Origin of the sequence: Paenibacillus sp. PvR098 (assembly GCF_017833255.1) — a bacterium.
Taxonomy (GTDB): domain Bacteria; phylum Bacillota; class Bacilli; order Paenibacillales; family NBRC-103111; genus Paenibacillus_G.
In genome coordinates this window covers 3711659-3730453 of the sequence record NZ_JAFIBU010000001.1, presented here as the reverse complement: position 1 = coordinate 3730453, position 18795 = coordinate 3711659, and the positions used below count along the sequence as shown (strand labels likewise).

17 protein-coding genes are annotated in these 18795 nt (G+C 33.9%); all 17 read right to left on the bottom strand.

The annotated features are described in order from the left end of the window. Positions 1-64: 64 nt before the first annotated feature. Positions 65-1018 (bottom strand): glycosyltransferase family 2 protein, encoded by a 954-nt coding sequence (locus JOE45_RS18490; protein WP_210022934.1) that lies wholly within the window; start codon positions 1016-1018, stop codon positions 65-67. A gap of 4 nt (positions 1019-1022) precedes the next feature. Beyond that, the gene (gene rfbD / locus JOE45_RS18485) at positions 1023-1865 is read right to left on the bottom strand and encodes a dTDP-4-dehydrorhamnose reductase (protein WP_210022935.1); all 843 of its coding nucleotides are present in this window, start codon (positions 1863-1865) and stop codon (positions 1023-1025) included. A 42-nt stretch (positions 1866-1907) separates the two neighbouring features. Continuing rightward, positions 1908-2891: a dTDP-glucose 4,6-dehydratase gene (gene rfbB, locus JOE45_RS18480; RefSeq protein WP_210022936.1), complete on the bottom strand. Its 984-nt coding sequence runs from the start codon at positions 2889-2891 to the stop codon at positions 1908-1910. Between the two features lie 13 nt (positions 2892-2904). Then, positions 2905-3453, bottom strand: coding sequence for a dTDP-4-dehydrorhamnose 3,5-epimerase (gene rfbC, locus JOE45_RS18475; RefSeq protein ID WP_210022937.1), 549 nt, complete (start codon positions 3451-3453; stop codon positions 2905-2907). 12 nt (positions 3454-3465) lie between these two features. Next, positions 3466-4209, bottom strand: coding sequence for a sugar phosphate nucleotidyltransferase (locus tag JOE45_RS18470; protein WP_210022938.1), 744 nt, complete (start codon positions 4207-4209; stop codon positions 3466-3468). Positions 4210-4279: 70 nt separating this feature from the next. Then, on the bottom strand, positions 4280-5281 hold the full coding sequence (locus tag JOE45_RS18465) for a glycosyltransferase (RefSeq protein ID WP_210022939.1): 1002 nt from the start codon (positions 5279-5281) through the stop codon (positions 4280-4282). Next, the gene (locus JOE45_RS18460; protein WP_348632557.1) at positions 5278-6204 is read right to left on the bottom strand and encodes a lysylphosphatidylglycerol synthase transmembrane domain-containing protein; all 927 of its coding nucleotides are present in this window, start codon (positions 6202-6204) and stop codon (positions 5278-5280) included. The genes JOE45_RS18465 and JOE45_RS18460 overlap by 4 nt, the downstream gene beginning before the upstream one ends. Positions 6205-6236: 32 nt before the next feature. Continuing rightward, positions 6237-6839, bottom strand: a complete 603-nt coding sequence (locus JOE45_RS18455; protein WP_210022941.1) for a class I SAM-dependent methyltransferase — start codon at positions 6837-6839, stop codon at positions 6237-6239. A 323-nt stretch (positions 6840-7162) separates the two neighbouring features. Next, a complete protein-coding gene (locus tag JOE45_RS18450) occupies positions 7163-9154 on the bottom strand; it encodes a hypothetical protein (protein ID WP_210022942.1) in 1992 nt (663 codons plus the stop codon). Between the two features lie 96 nt (positions 9155-9250). Then, positions 9251-10432 (bottom strand): glycosyltransferase family 4 protein, encoded by a 1182-nt coding sequence (locus JOE45_RS18445; protein ID WP_210022943.1) that lies wholly within the window; start codon positions 10430-10432, stop codon positions 9251-9253. A 19-nt stretch (positions 10433-10451) separates the two neighbouring features. Beyond that, a complete protein-coding gene (locus JOE45_RS18440) occupies positions 10452-12635 on the bottom strand; it encodes a glycosyltransferase family 4 protein (protein ID WP_210022944.1) in 2184 nt (727 codons plus the stop codon). Beyond that, positions 12625-13131, bottom strand: coding sequence for a hypothetical protein (locus JOE45_RS18435; protein ID WP_210024693.1), 507 nt, complete (start codon positions 13129-13131; stop codon positions 12625-12627). Before JOE45_RS18435 ends, JOE45_RS18440 begins: the two co-directional genes overlap by 11 nt. Before the next feature lie 276 nt (positions 13132-13407). Further along, complete coding sequence (locus tag JOE45_RS18430) at positions 13408-14721, bottom strand: FkbM family methyltransferase (RefSeq protein WP_210022946.1); 1314 nt, start codon at positions 14719-14721, stop codon at positions 13408-13410. Positions 14722-14773: 52 nt separating this feature from the next. Further along, a complete protein-coding gene (locus JOE45_RS18425; RefSeq protein ID WP_210022947.1) occupies positions 14774-16048 on the bottom strand; it encodes an ABC transporter ATP-binding protein in 1275 nt (424 codons plus the stop codon). Between the two features lie 2 nt (positions 16049-16050). Further along, positions 16051-16827, bottom strand: a complete 777-nt coding sequence (locus JOE45_RS18420; protein ID WP_210022948.1) for an ABC transporter permease — start codon at positions 16825-16827, stop codon at positions 16051-16053. Positions 16828-16866: 39 nt separating this feature from the next. After that, entirely contained in the window at positions 16867-17802 is a 936-nt protein-coding gene (locus tag JOE45_RS18415; RefSeq protein WP_210022949.1) for a GDP-mannose 4,6-dehydratase, read from the bottom strand. A 12-nt stretch (positions 17803-17814) separates the two neighbouring features. Next, positions 17815-18786 (bottom strand): GDP-mannose 4,6-dehydratase, encoded by a 972-nt coding sequence (gene gmd, locus JOE45_RS18410; RefSeq protein ID WP_210022950.1) that lies wholly within the window; start codon positions 18784-18786, stop codon positions 17815-17817. Between the last annotated feature and the right edge of the window lie 9 nt (positions 18787-18795).

Genomic DNA, 18795 nt, shown 5'->3' with positions numbered 1-18795 from the left:
AAATGGTCTTTAAGTGCTTTTTGTGTTAACGCCGTATCTCCATCTATGGGGGCATGATCGTACATCATGTTTTAACAAACCATTGATAGACCTGTTCCAAGCGCACCCTTCGTTTAGCTTGGATCTGCTTTCTTTTATTCAATAGGTGGGGAAGCTTCTTGAAGAAATCGCCCCATATAGGAAGCAGCCCGGGTTCTTTCAGCAATGTATAGCCAAAGCTAAGTGCTTCAAAGAATAACAAGGGGAAAAGATGCAAACAAACGTATCCGAAACGATCATTCTTCAGTATCATTTTGTATCGATTAATGTAAGAGAGTCTGCGTACAAAGAGGGGCTGATCCATACGTTTCCCTGATTTCCAGCCACGTTCATGAGAGGCTAATGCTTTTGGTTCATAATATGCCTTCCATCCCATAAGTTGGGCACGCCAAGATACATCTACATCTTCTTTATATGCAAAAAAATCCTCATCAAAAAACTCGCCATCGATACTGATATCCTCAACCATTTTCTTCGAATATAGCCCCGCGGCACCCGAAACACCAAAGACTTCGGAAGGCTTGCTCCATTGGTTTGCCGGTTCATTTTGCCCCCGGTCAAATGCACGACGTGCACGGTTTATGGTTAAGCCTGTACTGTCGAGTTTCCCTAATTCGTTCTGACTCAGTAGTTTACCCGTGGAGCTTCCCGCTTCAGGTTGTGTATTCAATGCTTCTACCAAATGAGAAACATAGTCTTGATCAAGTCGGATATCCGGGTTGAGGACGAGGTAATAATCACATGAAGAACATTGAATTGCCTGATTATGTGCGGGGGCAAACCCTTTGTTCGAGGAGTTAAGTATGATTTCAATGCGATCCTGGTAATTCGCTAAGATCTCCCTTGTCCGATCCGTAGAATGATTATCTACAACAATCACATTGCGAATCGGATACGTTTGTTGGAAGATGGATTCAAGACAACTGTGAATGTAGATTTCGCTATTAAATGTGACAATATGAACGCTTACCGTTTCCATTGGATTATCCCTTCAATTCTTTCAAAAAGTTACGCAATGCTTCGCGCCAATTCCGAAAGTCTTTAAATCCATTGGTTCTTATAGACAAGTGATCCATGACTGAATACTTAGGCCTTGGAGCAGGCCGCGGAAACTCTTCCGTTGAGCAAGGTTGTAAAATCATAGAAATCCCACTTTCCTCAAAAATGGCGCAAGCAAAGTCATACCAAGAGCAAGCACCTGAATTGGATGCATGGTATATACCATAACATTCGGTTTCAACCAGTTGGGCGATAAACCGAGATAAATCAACAGTATACGTTGGAGAGCCGATTTGGTCATTGACTACTTTTAGTGTATCTCGCTCTTTAGATAGGTTCAGCATCGTTTTTACAAAATTAGTGCCATGAATCCCATACACCCAAGAGGTCCTTACAATAAAATATTTGGAAGATAACGATTGCACCAGTAGTTCTCCCGCTCTTTTGGACCTCCCATAAACACTTTGAGGATTGGTTTGATCAAATTCTTTGTACGGCGTGGAGGTTGTTCCATCAAATACATAATCCGTACTGATATAACAGAACTTAGCCCCCAATTCTTCCGCCGCGGCAGTTAAATTTCTTGTACCAAAGGCATTGATCTTATAAGCTTCGTCTTCTTCTGTTTCTGCTAAATCAACAGCAGTGTAAGCCGCTGCATGAATCACAACATCCGGATGAACCTTACCTATAACACTCTTGCATTGAACAGGGCTTGTGATGTCCAAAGCAAGACGATCATATCCATAAACCTCATGGATGTCTCCTAAGATTTTTACTAAATCCTTTCCCAATTGCCCATTGGCTCCAGTAACGAGAATTCGCATGCTGTGTCATTCCCCTTTTATTCGGGATCCATATTGTATGTCTTAATAAGTCCGATACTCGCCTGACCTAATTCTCTCCCACCATTCTTGATGGTCTAAATACCATTGGATCGTCTTCTTAATTCCTTTTTCAAAGAAATGGTTTGGTACCCAGCCTAAATCTCTAGAAATTTTTGTAGCATCAATGCCGTACCGGCGGTCGTGCCCAGGTCTGTCTTCCACATAAGTAATTAAAGATTTCGGCTTACCTATTTCCTCTAGAATGGTCTTTACAATTTCAAGATTAGTCCGCTCGTTATTTCCTCCTATGTTATAAACCTCTCCATTAACGCCTTTATGAATTACTAAATCAATAGCACTACAATGATCTTCCACATACAGCCAATCCCGAATATTTAACCCGTCCCCATAAACAGGAAGGGGGATATCATTCAATGCATTGGTAATGATCAAAGGTATAAGTTTCTCAGGAAATTGATACGGTCCATAGTTATTGGAACATCGAGTGATATTGATAGGCAGCCCGAACGTTTCATGATATGCCCGCACCAACAAATCCCCTCCAGCTTTACTTGCCGAATATGGGCTGTTGGGTGACAGCGGAGTTTCTTCGGTAAAAAGTCCTGTCGGCCCAAGAGAACCATAAACCTCGTCCGTCGAAACCTGTACAAATTTCGTTACTTTAAATTTTTTTGCAGCTTCCAACAAAATTTGTGTACCCATTACATTCGTTTTGACAAATAGACTTGGATCTAAAATACTTCGATCCACGTGAGATTCAGCGGCAAAATTTACAACCACATCTATCCCTTTGCCGAAAACATCCGTTACTAGCTCTGAGTCAGAAATATCACCTTTAATAAACATATATCGAGGATGATCTTTTAAAAAATGAAGATTCTCTAAATTTCCGGCATAGGTCAACACATCTAGATTGATGATCTCATACTCCGTATGTTTGTCCAACATGTAGCTGATGAAATTGCTCCCGATGAAACCAGCTCCACCTGTGACTAAAAGCTTCAATATTATGCCTCCGTTACACAAAGTTAAGATCTGCATCCTTCAGAAGAGGAAGTCCTTGATCTTTCTCCGAAAGAATAGGCTTGGATGTGGGCCAATCGATGCCTAGTGAGGGATCGTTCCACAAAATACCTCTGTCAAACTCCCGAGAATAATAATCATCCACTTTATAAAAAACCCTGGTATTTGGAACTAATGTACAAAATCCATGAGCAAAACCCTTTGGAACCAAAAGTTGACGTTTATTCGAATCACTTAGAATAAACCCTAACCAATTTCCATAGGTCGTGGATGATTTACGTAAATCAATAACAACATCGTAGATAGCCCCGGAAATAACCCTCACTAATTTAGTTTGGGCCTTAGGATTCAGTTGATAGTGAAACCCTCGAATGGTCCCAGCCTCTTGTGAAAGAGATTCATTATCTTGAACAAACGAATAATTCAAATGATAAGGTTCAAAGGTTTGAATATTGTAGCTTTCCATAAAGTAACCTCTGTGATCGCCATGAACCTTGGGTTCTATAATAAAGACACCGGATAACTTCGTTTCGATAACCTTCACTGGTTCGCCCTCTTACTGCTTTATTTTACCAAATTCATCATGGAGCTTAATTTCTTTTGCTAATTCATTAGCAATAGATAAGGAAGCGTGAGTGCCCGCATCCGTCCACCATCCTTTTAGGATGTCATATGTCAATTGATTTCTTTCTATATAGACATTATTAACGTCGCTAATTTCGAGTTCACCACGCCTAGATGGTTTAAGTGTTTTTATAATCTCAAATACAGTGCTATCGTACATATATATCCCTGTCACTGCATAGCTGCTTTTGGGGGAATTGGGTTTTTCTTCTATGGAAACAATTCGGTTATTCTCTAATTCTGGGACACCGTATCTTTGTGGATCATGTACTTCTTTTAATAAAATCTTGGCACCCTTCTGCTGCTCTTTAAAATCCTCTACATAAGCAGTAATTTCATCAGAAAATACATTATCTCCAAGAATAACGACCATTTGGTCATCTCCGATAAATTGTTCCGCGAGCCCTAGAGCCTGTGCGATTCCACCCGCTTCATCCTGTACTTTAAACGTAAAGTTTATCCCCATGCTGCGACCGCTTCCCAATAAGCTTACAACATCCCCCATATGTTCAATTCCTGTTACTACAAGGAAATCATGAATTCCAGCTTCCTTTAACTTATAAACAGCATGGAAAATCATTGGGTACTTTCCTACAGGAAGAAGATGTTTGTTGGTAACTTTAGTCAAAGGATAAAGTCGAGAGCCGGTTCCACCTGCTAGAATAACACCTTTCATTATATTCTTCCTCCAATTCTCTACTTAACCAGAGGGTCTACAATGGTTATTTTCAATTTTTCAGTGCATCTTATGATATTTGTTTGGTGCTTGCTAAAACTGGTTGCCTTAAGCCTTCATCTAATTGCGAAGATTGTTGTAGTTCGATTTTTCTTATCCGATACAAAGTTTCCTCCATTAATTTCCGATTATTCGAAATTAAATCGGCGACCAAGCCAAGCATCCCTAACTGAAAGCCAATAATCATCATCGCGGCAGACAAAATAAGCGATTGGATATGCCCATTGCCATCACCAAGGAAATAATAGATTAGAAACCTGACTCCCAGCCCAACACCCAGCATAAATAGAATGAAACCACTAGTCATAAAAACCTTCATTGGGCGATACATTGTATATATGCGAATGATCGTTTTGGCCGATCGTTTCATATAACCGTATATACTTTTAAATAACCTGGATTCTCTAAGTTTCCCATTTGTTCCAATTTCAACGTGGCCAACGGAAATTTTCTTATGACCAGCTTGGATAATGGTTTCTAGAGTGTACGTAAATTCGGAGACGACATTGATACGAAGAGCTGCATCACGAGAATAGGCTCTAAATCCACTTGTCGAATCAGGCACATCGGTTTGGGATAAGATTCTTACAACCCTACTTCCAAATCTTTGAAAAAACTTTTTAATTGGCGAGAAATGAGCAATAGTATCTGTTTTCCGATCTCCTATTACCATTTCAAACTTCTTTTCTAGTATAGGCTTAATTAATTTGGGAATATCACTGCCTTTATACTGGTTATCCGCATCCGTATTTACAATGATATCTGCACCTAGCTTTAACGAAGCATCAAGTCCAGCTTTAAACGCCTCCGCCAAACCCTTGTTTTTAGGGAAGCGGACAACATGGTCCACACCCAACTTCTTGGCCACTTCAATGGTTCTGTCTGAACTGCCGTCATCAATAATTAATATCTCAACTTTACTTATTCCTTCTATTTTTCTCGGTATATCTTTTATGGTAATAGGCAGAGTTTTTTCTTCATTCAGACATGGGATTTGAATGATTAGTTTCAAGTTAATGTCCTCCTTTTTAATAGCATATAGTATGGAATAACAACAAATAATGTCGATAATATAAACACAATTACATTGATATATAAAGCAGAAACTAATACTTCATTGAATAGATGACCCCTCATAGAAAAAGCATAAGCCATGCTAACTTCCATCGTGCCAAATCCACCTATACCATTAATCGGTAGAACCCATGAGAAGTTTGCTAATGTTGTAGCAAATAGAGTATCCCAGATTCCAAAATTTTGATTAATAGATAATAGTAAAATATAGAATAAAACTGCAATCAAAAACCAAATTCCGAGTGAAGTAAGGAATAAATAAAGTCGAATTTTATTAATTTCTAGCTGTTTTGCATCATGAATTAATGAAACTAGTTTGCTATTAAATCGATCTATATAATTCCACTCCGTATACTTGCTGATTACTATTTGTATTAAACTTAATATTGAAGATGGTTTTAGAGATAGTACTAAGATTAAAAGTGTTAATAACCATATACCCCAACCGATTATATTGATTTTATACAAAACGGTATATGATATAGCCAGCAAGAACATGGAGATTAATAAGTCATAAATTTTTATTAATATAAAAATGTTAACACTTGAATTTATACTCTCTTTTGAATACTTCTTTAATAGATAAATTAATGTAAAATCGCCTAATCTAGCTGGTAATATTCTATTGTAGAAATTGTGAATGAAGTTTATCCCTAATAAATTAATCACTTTTATATTTTTGTTTTGTAACAAAACCTTTAATCTTACTGCACGCAAAATATAATTTCCAATATAAACCATTACACCCAAAACCAGAAAGGAAATATTAATATCCAAAATTAAAGAGTAAAATACAGACCAATTTACCTTTAATATAATATAACATAAGAAAACTAGAGTAATACACAATGAAAGGAACACTTTTACTTTCTTATTCAGAAGATAGCCCCCAATTACTTAATTTGAGCAAGGATCATTGTCCATGGAAATGGACTATTCCTTTTTAATATATCTGAATTTGATTGGATCAACGAGATAAATTGTTTTTTAGACCAATGTTGTATATGACCCGGGGTATTACCCAAATCAGTAATATACTTACCTCTTAGCATGTTGCATATCCTCCAAATGGGTTCACGCGGTACACTAACTAAAATATACTTATTGCTCACTCTAATTATTTCATCTAAAGCTCTTTGGGGATTTTCAAGATGCTCAAGTACTTCACAAGCAATTACTAAATCAAATGCGTTATCTTCAAATGGCAGCTCATAAATCGAACCTTGGGTAATATCAAGATGCGGAAATCTTTTATTAGCCTCATCAACTGTAACAGGTTCAAGTTCGATTCCTTTCAAGGATCTAAGATTATTGAACTTATTGTTTACAAAATTAGTTATTTCCCCTTCACCGCAGCCTGCATCCAAAACAGAAGATACATCAATCATATCTAAACAATTATCTAAGCTAGATAAGAAACCATTCATTAAATATCGAGCAATTGGATTTTTAGTATGGTACTTATCGTAATAATTGCCAGGAACATTTTCGTTCATTATTACCAACCTTCACTATTTTATTGTTATCTCCAATTAACCTAACTAATTTCATTATTTCTTCGTGGGCCTATTATCCATTTATTATATTTTGCTAAAATACTGGTCTTTTCTTATTGATTGTTATACATATAAAATGAATAAAATTTGCAACAAGCAATTACACTTAATTGTCTATTCAAAGAAAAACGTATCCCAAATAATAAACCTCTCATGTTAACAAAAAAACAGTATCCTCATTCAATTAATTGTCTACCACATGCAAGCAATAATTTCCACGCTATTATCGGCTTATCTTTTTGTTGTAAATTTCATTGTATTATTTATTCTTTATTTATTTGAATGAGTCGAACTGAAGTTAATTCTAAAAAAGAATTCTTATTTACATAGACACGAAATTCAATTGTGCCAACGTTTTCATGGAGAGTAAAATAATTTGAACCAATTAGTTGATTACCAATTAATTTAAATGATGATTTTGGAATTATAGTTTGCTTACCTGAATCAGCTATAACATCAAAAAAAACATTATCAGCATCTTCCAACCTCGCAGGAGTACCGCTTATTTCCAATCTATACTCTCCTTTTTCAAGAGATATATAGGGTCCATACAAAAGATAGCCTTCCTCTCCCTTTGAAGTTATATTACCCCTTTCATTTTTCTCCCCTACTTCAGAATAAAAGATGTTATTACTAGGTTTCCACAAAAACACAATCTCATTTGCATTAAATTCACTAGTAATTTTATTTATGACTCCCATATATAACTCGTTAGCATTAAACTCTTCTGAAAAATTGTGATAAATAAAAAGGTTATTTTTTTCTACTTTAGAAAAAGTTATATGATTATTGATTATTTTATCCTCAAAATCTTTCATATATTCTTCATCTAAATAAGAGAAAACAAATGCAGTATTTTTTGTAACATTACCATTATGAGCATACCCATAGCTGGCAGTTAAGAAATTTGTTTTTGACCATGTTATTTTTTCTTTTGACTCGAATGTAATCTTATACCCGTACCAAGAATTAGTAAAAATATGATCGATAGAGTTTTCCAAAAGATAATTTGTCGCATCAGTATAATGTTTGTAAGAAAAATCATCGTACCCATTTGGGTATTTTTTTATATAAGAATAGTTACTGTATAAGTTAATGAACATCAATAAAAGTAATAGGATAGTTGATGTTTTTTTATTTAGATGAGAAATTCCATACAAAATAATTATAGGCACTGTTGTATACAAAGTAAGGGCCCGTCTTGGTTCAATTAGAAAACTACCCCAGGAAGAAATAACAATTAGAAGACAGTTTAAAATAAATAGCGCTAAAATAACTTCAATTGGTTTTATTCTATATTTAACTTCTATTTTTCTATTTAATAAATCAAATATAACTTTATAAAATGCTATTAATATTAAAGAAAAAAATAATATAATTAATAATATCGATATCAAGCTAGGAAAAATATAATCATTAGTCAATTCATGTTTAAAACCGAAAATCATTGGGAATGCGTCTGTTAATAAATGTAGCGTCTTTTGGGATAGTGTTCTATATGGTCCATCCGGTTCAGTATTTTTAAAAAATTGAAAAGTGTTAAATTTATAATAGAAATTGAGTATCAATAAAGGCAAAATACCTATTAGGGCTCCCACTAGGGAAATAAACATATTCTTAAAGATTTTATTTCTGTTTATTATTAAATGTAGCATGAGGAAAAAAAAGGAGACTACAATGTAACTTATAGTGATGGGATGGACCCATAGTGCAAGACCCCATAGGTAACCCATTATTAAAAACTGGGTCTTGTTAATATGCTGACTCCTAATATATTTAATTGTTAAATATATTATTAAAGTACCAATAAATAAAGATTCTATGAATCCACCTCTATTTTTTAAACTCCATATATTTAAAAGTGAAGGTGAAATACATACGTATCCAAAAGTTACAACAAAAAAGAGTTGGTTCTTGCGTGTTATCGGAAGATCACGATAAATTTCTCTAATTAATAAATAAAAAGCGCCAATGTATAATATTGAAAATATTAAAGATGAACTTTTCAAAACGGGTATACTTATACCAAAAAAGAAAAAGAGCAATGCCGTAAAATATCGGGATATTGAGTATAGTCTGGTTTGGCTATAATCAAGATCGATGTTCCAATTATGAATATAGTGCATTGCGAGAGTTCCTATATTAGCTTCTTCACCATTAATGGTCGACTGTGCGGTAAACATATAAATAATTTTAATGCTGATATTTAAAAAAATAAACGCCAAAACTATATAACTCAGCTTAATTCTACCCAAGAATTACACATACCTTTCAATTATCTAATTGTCTATTATTAGCCAGATTTTCTTGCATTTTCTCATAGTTAATATGAGATACAAGCTAGTCACAAATTATGTAAGACGACTTTTTTGCTGGTCAACTACTGTTTGTATAAAATCCAAATACTCTTGCTCAATTTTTTCCCAGTTATAATTTTTCATCACATACGCTTTTCCATTTGTCGACATTTTCAATCTGAGTTCATCATTTTCAAGTAAATAATTTACTCCTTCAATAAACTCAAATTTATTTCGATAATAAAGTCCAGCCCCGCTTCTTTTCACATGACCATACAATACATTACATTCACCATTTACTAGTACTGGAATTCCATGAAACATAGATTCAAGAGTTGCAATGGAAAAACTTTCATATTTAGAAGGTAAAACAAACAATATCGCATTTTTTATTAATGCCTCTTTTTCAGAGTCATTAATAAATCCCAAGTATTTAATATCCTCTCTGTTGGGGATATTCATATCCTTTTTTCCTGCGAGAACTAAAATTATATCATCCTTATATTGTTGCTTGTATTCTATAAAGTAATTGAAAAGAATATCTACACTCTTAGATTCATCTATTCGTCCAATATAAAGAATATATGGTTTGTCAATTGTTTGCAGAATTGACAAATCCGTATCGTTCGTTACATCTAAGCCCATTCCTATAACTTTTTGCAGGCTACTTAAATTAGGAAACCGGTGATTTACAAATTTCTTTTCTTCTTCAGTTAAGTAAATGATGGCCCTAGGAAGGTAAAAAACCGTATTAAATATTGAAAAATAAATTGGCGGTTCATCATGAGCTGTTGATATTAAGATGGACTTATAAGGGGCTATCTGTAAACCGTGATAAGTATTAAAATAGATATATGTCACAAATAATAACAAATCATAATTTTCCTGATTTTTACATAAATAATCTAATAGGTTAAGAGAATAGGGTCCCTGATATTCCATCCACAATAATTCATCGACTGTGGTTCGATTTGTTTTCTGTAATGTTTCAGCATAGTATTTATTGAAATTTTTATATCTATTTTTTTCCGTTTTGAATCTTCTCACTACCACATTATTAATAGTTTCTGTTCCTGCTTTATATTCATTTTCCCATGTCACATAACTTTTAGAACATGTTGTAATAACTTCCACCTCATGGTGTTTAGCCAGCCTCTCAGCTACTTCCCTGCAGTAAGTTTCCGAACCACCTACTATATCTTCACCATACCTTTGGATAATAAAAGCTAATCGCATAACGCACCCCCGCATAGATCTATATATTTTCCAGATAAGATATTGCAATATTGGAAGGTTGCAATTGCTCTTTTAATCTTAATACATTATTAAGCAGTAAAGCATAAGTAGATTTATCTAAAATTTGCAGCATCCCCTGTTTTAATTCATTTTCATTATTTACAAAAATACCGGCACCTTCAAAAGTTTGAAACCCTGGAATATCACTGAATATACATGGCTTTTCTGCACCTATAGCCAATGTTGCCGCGGCGCTTTGAAAAATATCTTGATAATAGAGAACCACAGAATCAGATGCCTTTACATATAACTCAAGCAAATCATAATCAGTATTAATAACCACATTCACAATTTTATTGTTCTGAATATATTTATTTATCTCTTGAAGATACCCTGGATCAAACTCAGATTCTGTTCCTGATATTACCAATAAAGAGTTATGCGGAAGATTTCTAATTACTTCAATAATACGTTTTCTTCTAAATATAAATCCCGGGATAATAAAAATAAACTTATCTAGAGGTAGCCCTAATTTATTACGCAATTGATTTCTGTTCCCCTCCAAATTCATGGCTGGAAGTGGAACCAACTGAATTTTATCAGCATTAATATAATTTATTATATTAATATGTTCTTCTTGTTTCTTACTGTGTATAACAATTTTATCCGGTAAACGTCCTAAGTAATCTAGATTTCTCCACAATCTTGTAAAATAATAAAGTATTTTGATAACCCTTTTGATATACCTAAGAAAGTTTCTCAGAGCTGACTTACTATGTTGGATATTAAAAATATTATTTATCTTACGATAATCTGAAAACTTGCTTATTTCCAATTCATGAGGTGATAAAATTATTTTAACCCCATGTTTTTTAAGAAACGAAATTGCTTTCACTAGGTGTTTTGCATCAAATATTGCTTCTTCATGTTCAAAAATGACATACTTATAATCCCTCAATAAACTAATTTTTTGCATTAAATCATTCTTATTTCGATTTTTGACACCAACTAAAGAAGCATCATAACCATTTTGTATAAAGCCCTCTAATAAATTTTTTGAATACTCATGTATTCCACACATTGCATCACTTGTTACAATAGCAAGACTCTCTTTTATTACTTTTGGTTTAGGTTCAACTATTATCGTTCTTGCTTTTTCAATATAAGGAGTAAGATAAGAAGCTAAATTTTCATTTGAGAAAAACTTATATCTCTCATTCTGTTTGTCAATTAACTTTTCGGAAATTGATTCATTAGAAACCACTAAGTTAATCAACTCTGCAATTGATGCGTAGTCTTTCGTGTCAATAACTAATCCAGAATCGCCTAAAGTGTACGGTATTGCGGATGATTTGTACGCAATAATAGGTACTTCAAAATACATAGCTTCAAGCAAAGGTACACAGAATCCCTCATGTTCACTCATACATAGAAATACTTGAGAAGTTCGATACAAGCCTAATAATTCTTCTGTTCTAATATGGCCTGTAAAAATAACGTTTTCTACCAAATCTAAGTGATTGATTAATGCATCAAGCTTCTTTTTGTAAAGCTCGAAACCATTCCATAAGCCAGTAAGAATTAATCTAGAATTAGGATTAATCTTATGGTAATAGAAAAAACTTTTAATAATGTCTTCCTGCTTTTTATTCGGTGCAATTCTACCTACAAATAATATATTGATCTTACCATCAATATAATTTTCATTAATTTTAACATTGTCATCTGAGTATAAGGTGAAGTCTTTTGTTATGGGTAAAACTTCCACACCTTGGTAACCTAAATTCAACAAGTCTTCTTTGTTAAATTCAGAATCAGCTAAGGCAAAAATAAATTCATCTTTAATCTCTACTAGTTTTTCTAAACCCGTTTTAGCGAATTCTTCAAGAACACTATTGTAACCCGTAAAAAAATTAGGAGGAGTAATATTATGATAGATTAAAACTTTTTTACAGGGTAATTGTAGTACTTCTGTATAAACTTCATTCCAAATAGAGTAGTGAACTAATAAAATGTCTTCACTAGTCGAAATTTTATTTAAATCTTTGTAGTTTTTACCTTGCTCATTAAATCTTTTGTCAATATTTAATGCAAATATATCGGATTGGTATCCCATATCTACTAAACATTTTTTTAAATTAATAAGATTTTCACCAATAGCATCCCCATAATTAAAAGAAGGATGGAACTGATCAACTCTCATTCGAGTCACCACCATTTTTGCTCACAAAATTGTCCTGACCGATAGTAGTATTAAACTGACGATTCATTTTGTTGATTTTGTATTCTAAATCTTGAATCTGCTGCGCCTGAGAGTGAATAATTGTCGTTATTTCATTAAGCGATCTTGTAAACGAACCATTTAATTCATTTTGGTTATGCAAAGCAGGGGAAATATACCATCTAATATTTTTACGAATAACTCTTTTGACAAAATCTTTTATTTTAATAAATTTATTACTTAAAAAAGCCTCAGAAAAAGTTCTCCAATTTTCATTATTATATTGTATATTTTCATAAAGAATGGAAAAACTACGATGATTTTGAGATTCTAAATTACTAAATTTCTCAAACGTAGAAGTGTCCAGTTCCTTATAAATTTCTTTATAATTAGGATACCTTTTCTTAATATTATCTCTTATTTCTCCCATAATTTTTTCTACATCTAGTTCGTTATTGTTATCATAAATAATATTCATTCTCTCACCTTTGATTTCAAAATGTGATTCCATGATAGTTACTAATTTACATTCAGAAATGGAAATAAATGATAAATGTCTATTCTTACAAACACTCAAATTTCATCTGCTAATTGGGTACTGATTAAATATTTCTTTTCCCACACGTATCCTAATTTGCAAGCCAAATTATTCAGCATTGTATCCATTGCGTATTATGTTAATTGATCATTAATATAATAGGTTATACTGATTGTGTGCAGCTCCCATATTTAATATTGAATTCGATTTTTATGATTATTCTTGTCCTTCTTTCATTTTCCTCAAATATTTTCTGTCCAAAAATATCGAATTTATTCCAGTAAAAGCATATTCATCATAATCCTTACTGTCCAAAAAATTCTTTACTTCATCATTTTTAGTATTATAATTTAGGGTCGTATCATAACTTATCACCTCAGTAACGATTAACAAAGGTCTATACTTCTCGTAATCAATCGATCGAAGAATCTCAATATCTTTGCCTTCTATATCAATCGATAAGAGTGTAGGTGCTTTGCCCAAGTAATTCTCTACAATGGTTTTATAAGAAATGGTACTAACGACTCTTTTATCAATTATTTCAAGATCGGGGTTTATTTCACAAAATTCTTTAGCTGCATCAATGTCAGGGGTACTCAAGCCATCGCCGCTAAGAATATAAAAATCCACTTGTTTACCCGCTTCAACATCCACACAATTATTTAATATAATGTCTCTATGGCGATAAAACTTTAGTTCTGGTATCAGTTCTGGATTCGCTTCAACCAAAATCCCTTTAGCCCCCTTGCTGTAGAAGAAATAAGTATTACTCATCTCTTTAGCATGGTTTGCTCCCAAATCAATATAATCGACTGATTCGAAAGGGATCCCCAAAACATAGACTACATAAGCCAAAATACTATCTTCACCAGATTGTGAATATGTTGTTTTATTGAAAAGATTAAAATTACTTTCTTTAAAAACATCAATTTCATCAATTTTTTCTAACCTGGTAGAAGCAGCCTGAATTCTTTCAGCATAAATATTCATTCGGCCTTCCATTTCTTGAAATCGTTTCTCCAGGTTACTGTATTGCGTTTGCATTTTTTCCATTTCGCCGATTTTATATAGCATTTCTTGAAGTCGTGTCTCTAGAATACTATATTGTATTTGCATTTCTTCCATTTCACTGGTTTTATTTAGTATTCCTTGAAGTTGTGTCTCTAGGATACTATATTGAGTTTGCATTTTTTCCATTTCACTAGTTTTATTAAGTAGCCCAATTATCAATTCTGTCGTTCTTCCAATAGCAGGTGTAACCGCATTATTAAATTGTGTTTGTTGAGATGTGATAGGTTCAATATACCACTTAAGAAGTTTTCTAATGACCTTTTTAACTAAAATGATTAATGGGCCAATTATTTTCTTACCTGAACTTAAATATCGATAAGCATCATTCTCTTGTGTTCGAATCATCACATTGAGATATTTCTCAATTTCACCTAAATACGTATTCGGATCATTTGATGTAGTTTGTTTAGGTATTGGCTCACCTTTATAATACAAACTTTCCTCATCTTTAAACTTCATAAAATATCTCGTTCCTCCTTTCAAAAAACATATTTTTAAACCATCTGCTTAGCTAAACTATTTCCCAATTATGTTTTAATGAAAATACTCCTACTGCTTTATCATTAGATATGACTGTAAAATCCATATAAAATTTGATGAAATCCAAAGCTCTATGGTCTCCGTCAACAACTGCAACGTTCAGTTTATAATTACCTGACAACAGATTGCAATCATTGATTTTAAACTTAACCGTACCTACATGACTTAGATTTTTAAGTTTTAATTTCCCAATTTGTGTATTATTACCATATACAAGGACTTTATCGGATGTATAAAATCCCATGCCAAATATATATTCTTTTTGTGGGCTGTTTACTTTATAATTTATCTCAATTACAACCGACTCACCGGCGGATAATACGTTCGTAGTCTCGCCTTTTGAATTAACTATTCTTGCCTCTGTTATTTCCACTTCTTTCGAACCCCATCTTATATCATCAGGAAAATCTAGCGAACTTTGAACTTCTAATTCTTCAACTTGGACATCGTTTTTCAACTTGTCTACATTAGGATGTTCATTACTGTATTCTTGCTGCTTTTGTTCTACAAATCGTTTATTCATATGCTGAGTATATAAATTTACGACTCGATCCGCTTCACCTTGTTCAATAATTTCGCCTTTGTCCATCCATATAACTCTATCACAAATTTTCTCAATAGTTCCCAAATCATGGGCAACTATAACAATAGTAGCTCCGTTAAGTTTAAACCCTTCAATTTTATCATAGCACTTTTTCTGAAAATTAGCGTCACCAACAGATAAGATTTCATCGATTAGTAGGATTTCAGGGTTGACATTAATCGCCACCGAAAAAGCAAGACGCATATACATTCCTGAAGAATATGTTCTGACCGGATTTTCAATAAATTCACCGAGTTCAGAAAACCGAATAATTTCGTCTATTTTCTCATCCACCTCTTTTTTAGAAAGACCGAAAATAGAGGCGTTAATATATATATTTTCTCGACCCGTAAAATCAGGATGAAACCCAGCTCCTAATTCAATGAGACTGGATATTCTTCCATTGACATTGATTTCTCCGCTATCCGGATATAGTATTTTAGTAATGAGTTTCAACATTGTACTTTTCCCGCATCCGTTATGACCAATTAATCCGATTGTCTCACCTTTTTTAATATCCAAACTCACATTTTTTACGGCAAAAAAAGGACTATACTCGTTACTTCTCAGTTTTAACAGCTTTTCCTTAAGAGTTAATGGCTTATCACGATATATTTTAAACGCTTTACTCACATTTTTAATTGATATTACGATTTGGTCCATTATTACAAATCCTCCGCAAAGGTCTTCTGACATTTTCGGAATACAATTAGTCCAATTACCGTGACTAATAATCCGACTATCAAAGAATAGGACAGCGAACTCCAATCCGGTTGTTTACCATCAAGTAAGATGTCCCTAAACGAATTAATTATCGGAACCATAGGATTATATCCTAAGGTTTCTGCAATATTATCTGGAAAAATGGTGATTGGAAAAACAATAGGGGTTAAATAAAACCATACAAAAGTTACTACGCCTACAATATGTTCTAAGTCTCTGAACTTAACATATAGTGCCGAGAAAATCAGTGCTAAACCCAAAATAAAAATAGAATGAATCAATAAAACTACTGGCAGCCATAAAACATTCATCGTCAACTCAATTCCCATAAATAAAAGGGCTGAAAAAACGATAATTAGTCCATATATATAATTCATCAAATTAGTACCAACAACAGCAAGAGGTAAGATCATCCTTGGAAAATAGATTTTTTTAACTAAGTTTGCGCCACTTACGATACTAGTTGTCGCTCCTTGAAGAGACGAAGTAAAATAGATCCAAGGTAAAAGCGCTACAAAAAGAAACATAGGATAATTTTCTTGATTTATTTTTAAAATATATGGAAATACAATGGAATAGACGATTAGTTGCAGCAATGGATTTACAAATGTCCATAAGAAACCCAAAAATGAGCCTTTGTATCGAGAACGCAAGTCTCTTCGAACAATACTTACCAACATCTCCCTGTAATTTTTGATTTCTTTAAAGTCATTTAACATAACCGCTCTAAACCACCGTTCTAACAATCTGGTATCATATTAATAGGTATTTTTCCAATGAAGATAAATATCGTGCAAGCTTTGACTAATTGATATTAAAGGTTTCCAACCAGTAGCTTTTCTTAGTTTATCATTAGATCCATAGTACTCTTTAACATTATTGGGTCTTAACTTTTTTTCATCTACAATTACTTTAATAGAACTAGAGGAGAATGACACCAAATCATCCAATATTCCCCGAATGGGTATACAGACTCCAGAGCATACATTATAGGTTTCCCCAGCTGTGCCTTTCTCATTTAGCAAACGATAAGCTTCAACAATATCTCTCACATCAGTAAAATCACGTTTACTACTTAAATCACCCACATACATCACAGGTTCGACTTTCCCATTCTCTATTTCGATGACTTGTTTTGTAAAATCAGTTGTCACAAAACCTAAGGACTGACCTGGTCCTATATGGTTAAAGGCTCTAGCGTGGATGATATCCATGCGGTGAAGTCCATGATATAAAAGGGCGATTTTACCTACCGTAAGTTTGGATAAGCCATATGGATTCATCGGATCGGTCCGCGCCTCTTCAACTATCGGCAATTCGGCCCCTACCCCATATTCTTCAGAAGAACCGATGGTGATTACTCTTACACTACTTTTTAAAGATGAATTTTTTATGGCTTCTAACAAATTAATCGAATCCATTACATTGGATTTAAATGTTTCTTCGATATGATCCCATGAGTATTTCACAGAACTCTGACCAGATAAATGAAACACAACATCAGGTTTTATATCTTCCAAAACATTAACGATCATGTCCTGACGTGATAGATTAAGCTCCACGATTTGCACGCCATTAATAAAGTAGGGTGGACACTTACGTGTCCCACCCCACACTTCATACCCATTATCCAGAAGGTTTTGAGCTAGATAGCGACCAACAAAACCAGTCACTCCAGTAATTAGAGCTCTCATAGAAACCACCTTTTATCTCAAGCTTTTCTCAATTTTTTTCAAGTCACTTTCCACCATCATTGTGATTAGCTGTTCAAATCCAACATCTAATTTCCATCCCAGCTTTTCCTTCGCCTTGGTGTGATCTCCTAATAAGAGATCAACTTCAGCAGGTCTCACGAATTTCGGATCAATGACTACATAATCTCGCCAGCTCAACCCAACATGTCCAAAGGCGATCTCCACAAGTTCCTCCACCGTATGTGTCTCGCCAGTTGAAATGACATAATCGTCCGGTGTCTCCTGTTGTAGCATTAACCACATAGCTTTCACATAATCTCCAGCAAAGCCCCAATCCCTCTTCGCATCTAGGTTACCCATGCGAAGCTCTTTTTGTAAACCTAATTTAATTCTGGCTGCGGCATCCGTCACCTTTCTTGTGACAAATTCTACCCCGCGGCGCGGCGATTCATGGTTAAATAGTATACCGGAACAAGCGAACATATTATAGCTTTCACGGTAATTTATTGTAATCCAATGACCATAAACTTTCGCTACACCATAAGGACTTCTTGGGTAAAATGGTGTTGTTTCTTTTTGCGGAGTTTCTACTACTTTCCCGAACATTTCACTGCTTGATGCTTGATAAAATTTTGCTTCTGGCTTGATTTGGCGAATCGCCTCTAAAATATTCGTCACGCCAATAGCGGTTGTTTCTCCTGTTAGTACCGGTTGTACCCAAGATGTTCCAACAAAAGATTGAGCAGCCAAGTTATAGACTTCATCAGGATTAGAGACCCGAATTGCATTTACAAGCGAACCTTGATCCAATAAATCACCGTCAATAAATTCGATTTCATTAGCAATATGTTCGATATTTTCCATGATTGGACTACTTGTTCTTCTGCGAACTCCATATACTTTATAACCTTTACTTAATAGTAATTCCGCCAAATATGATCCGTCTTGTCCAGTTATTCCTGTAATTAGAGCATTTTTCGACATGTTATCTTC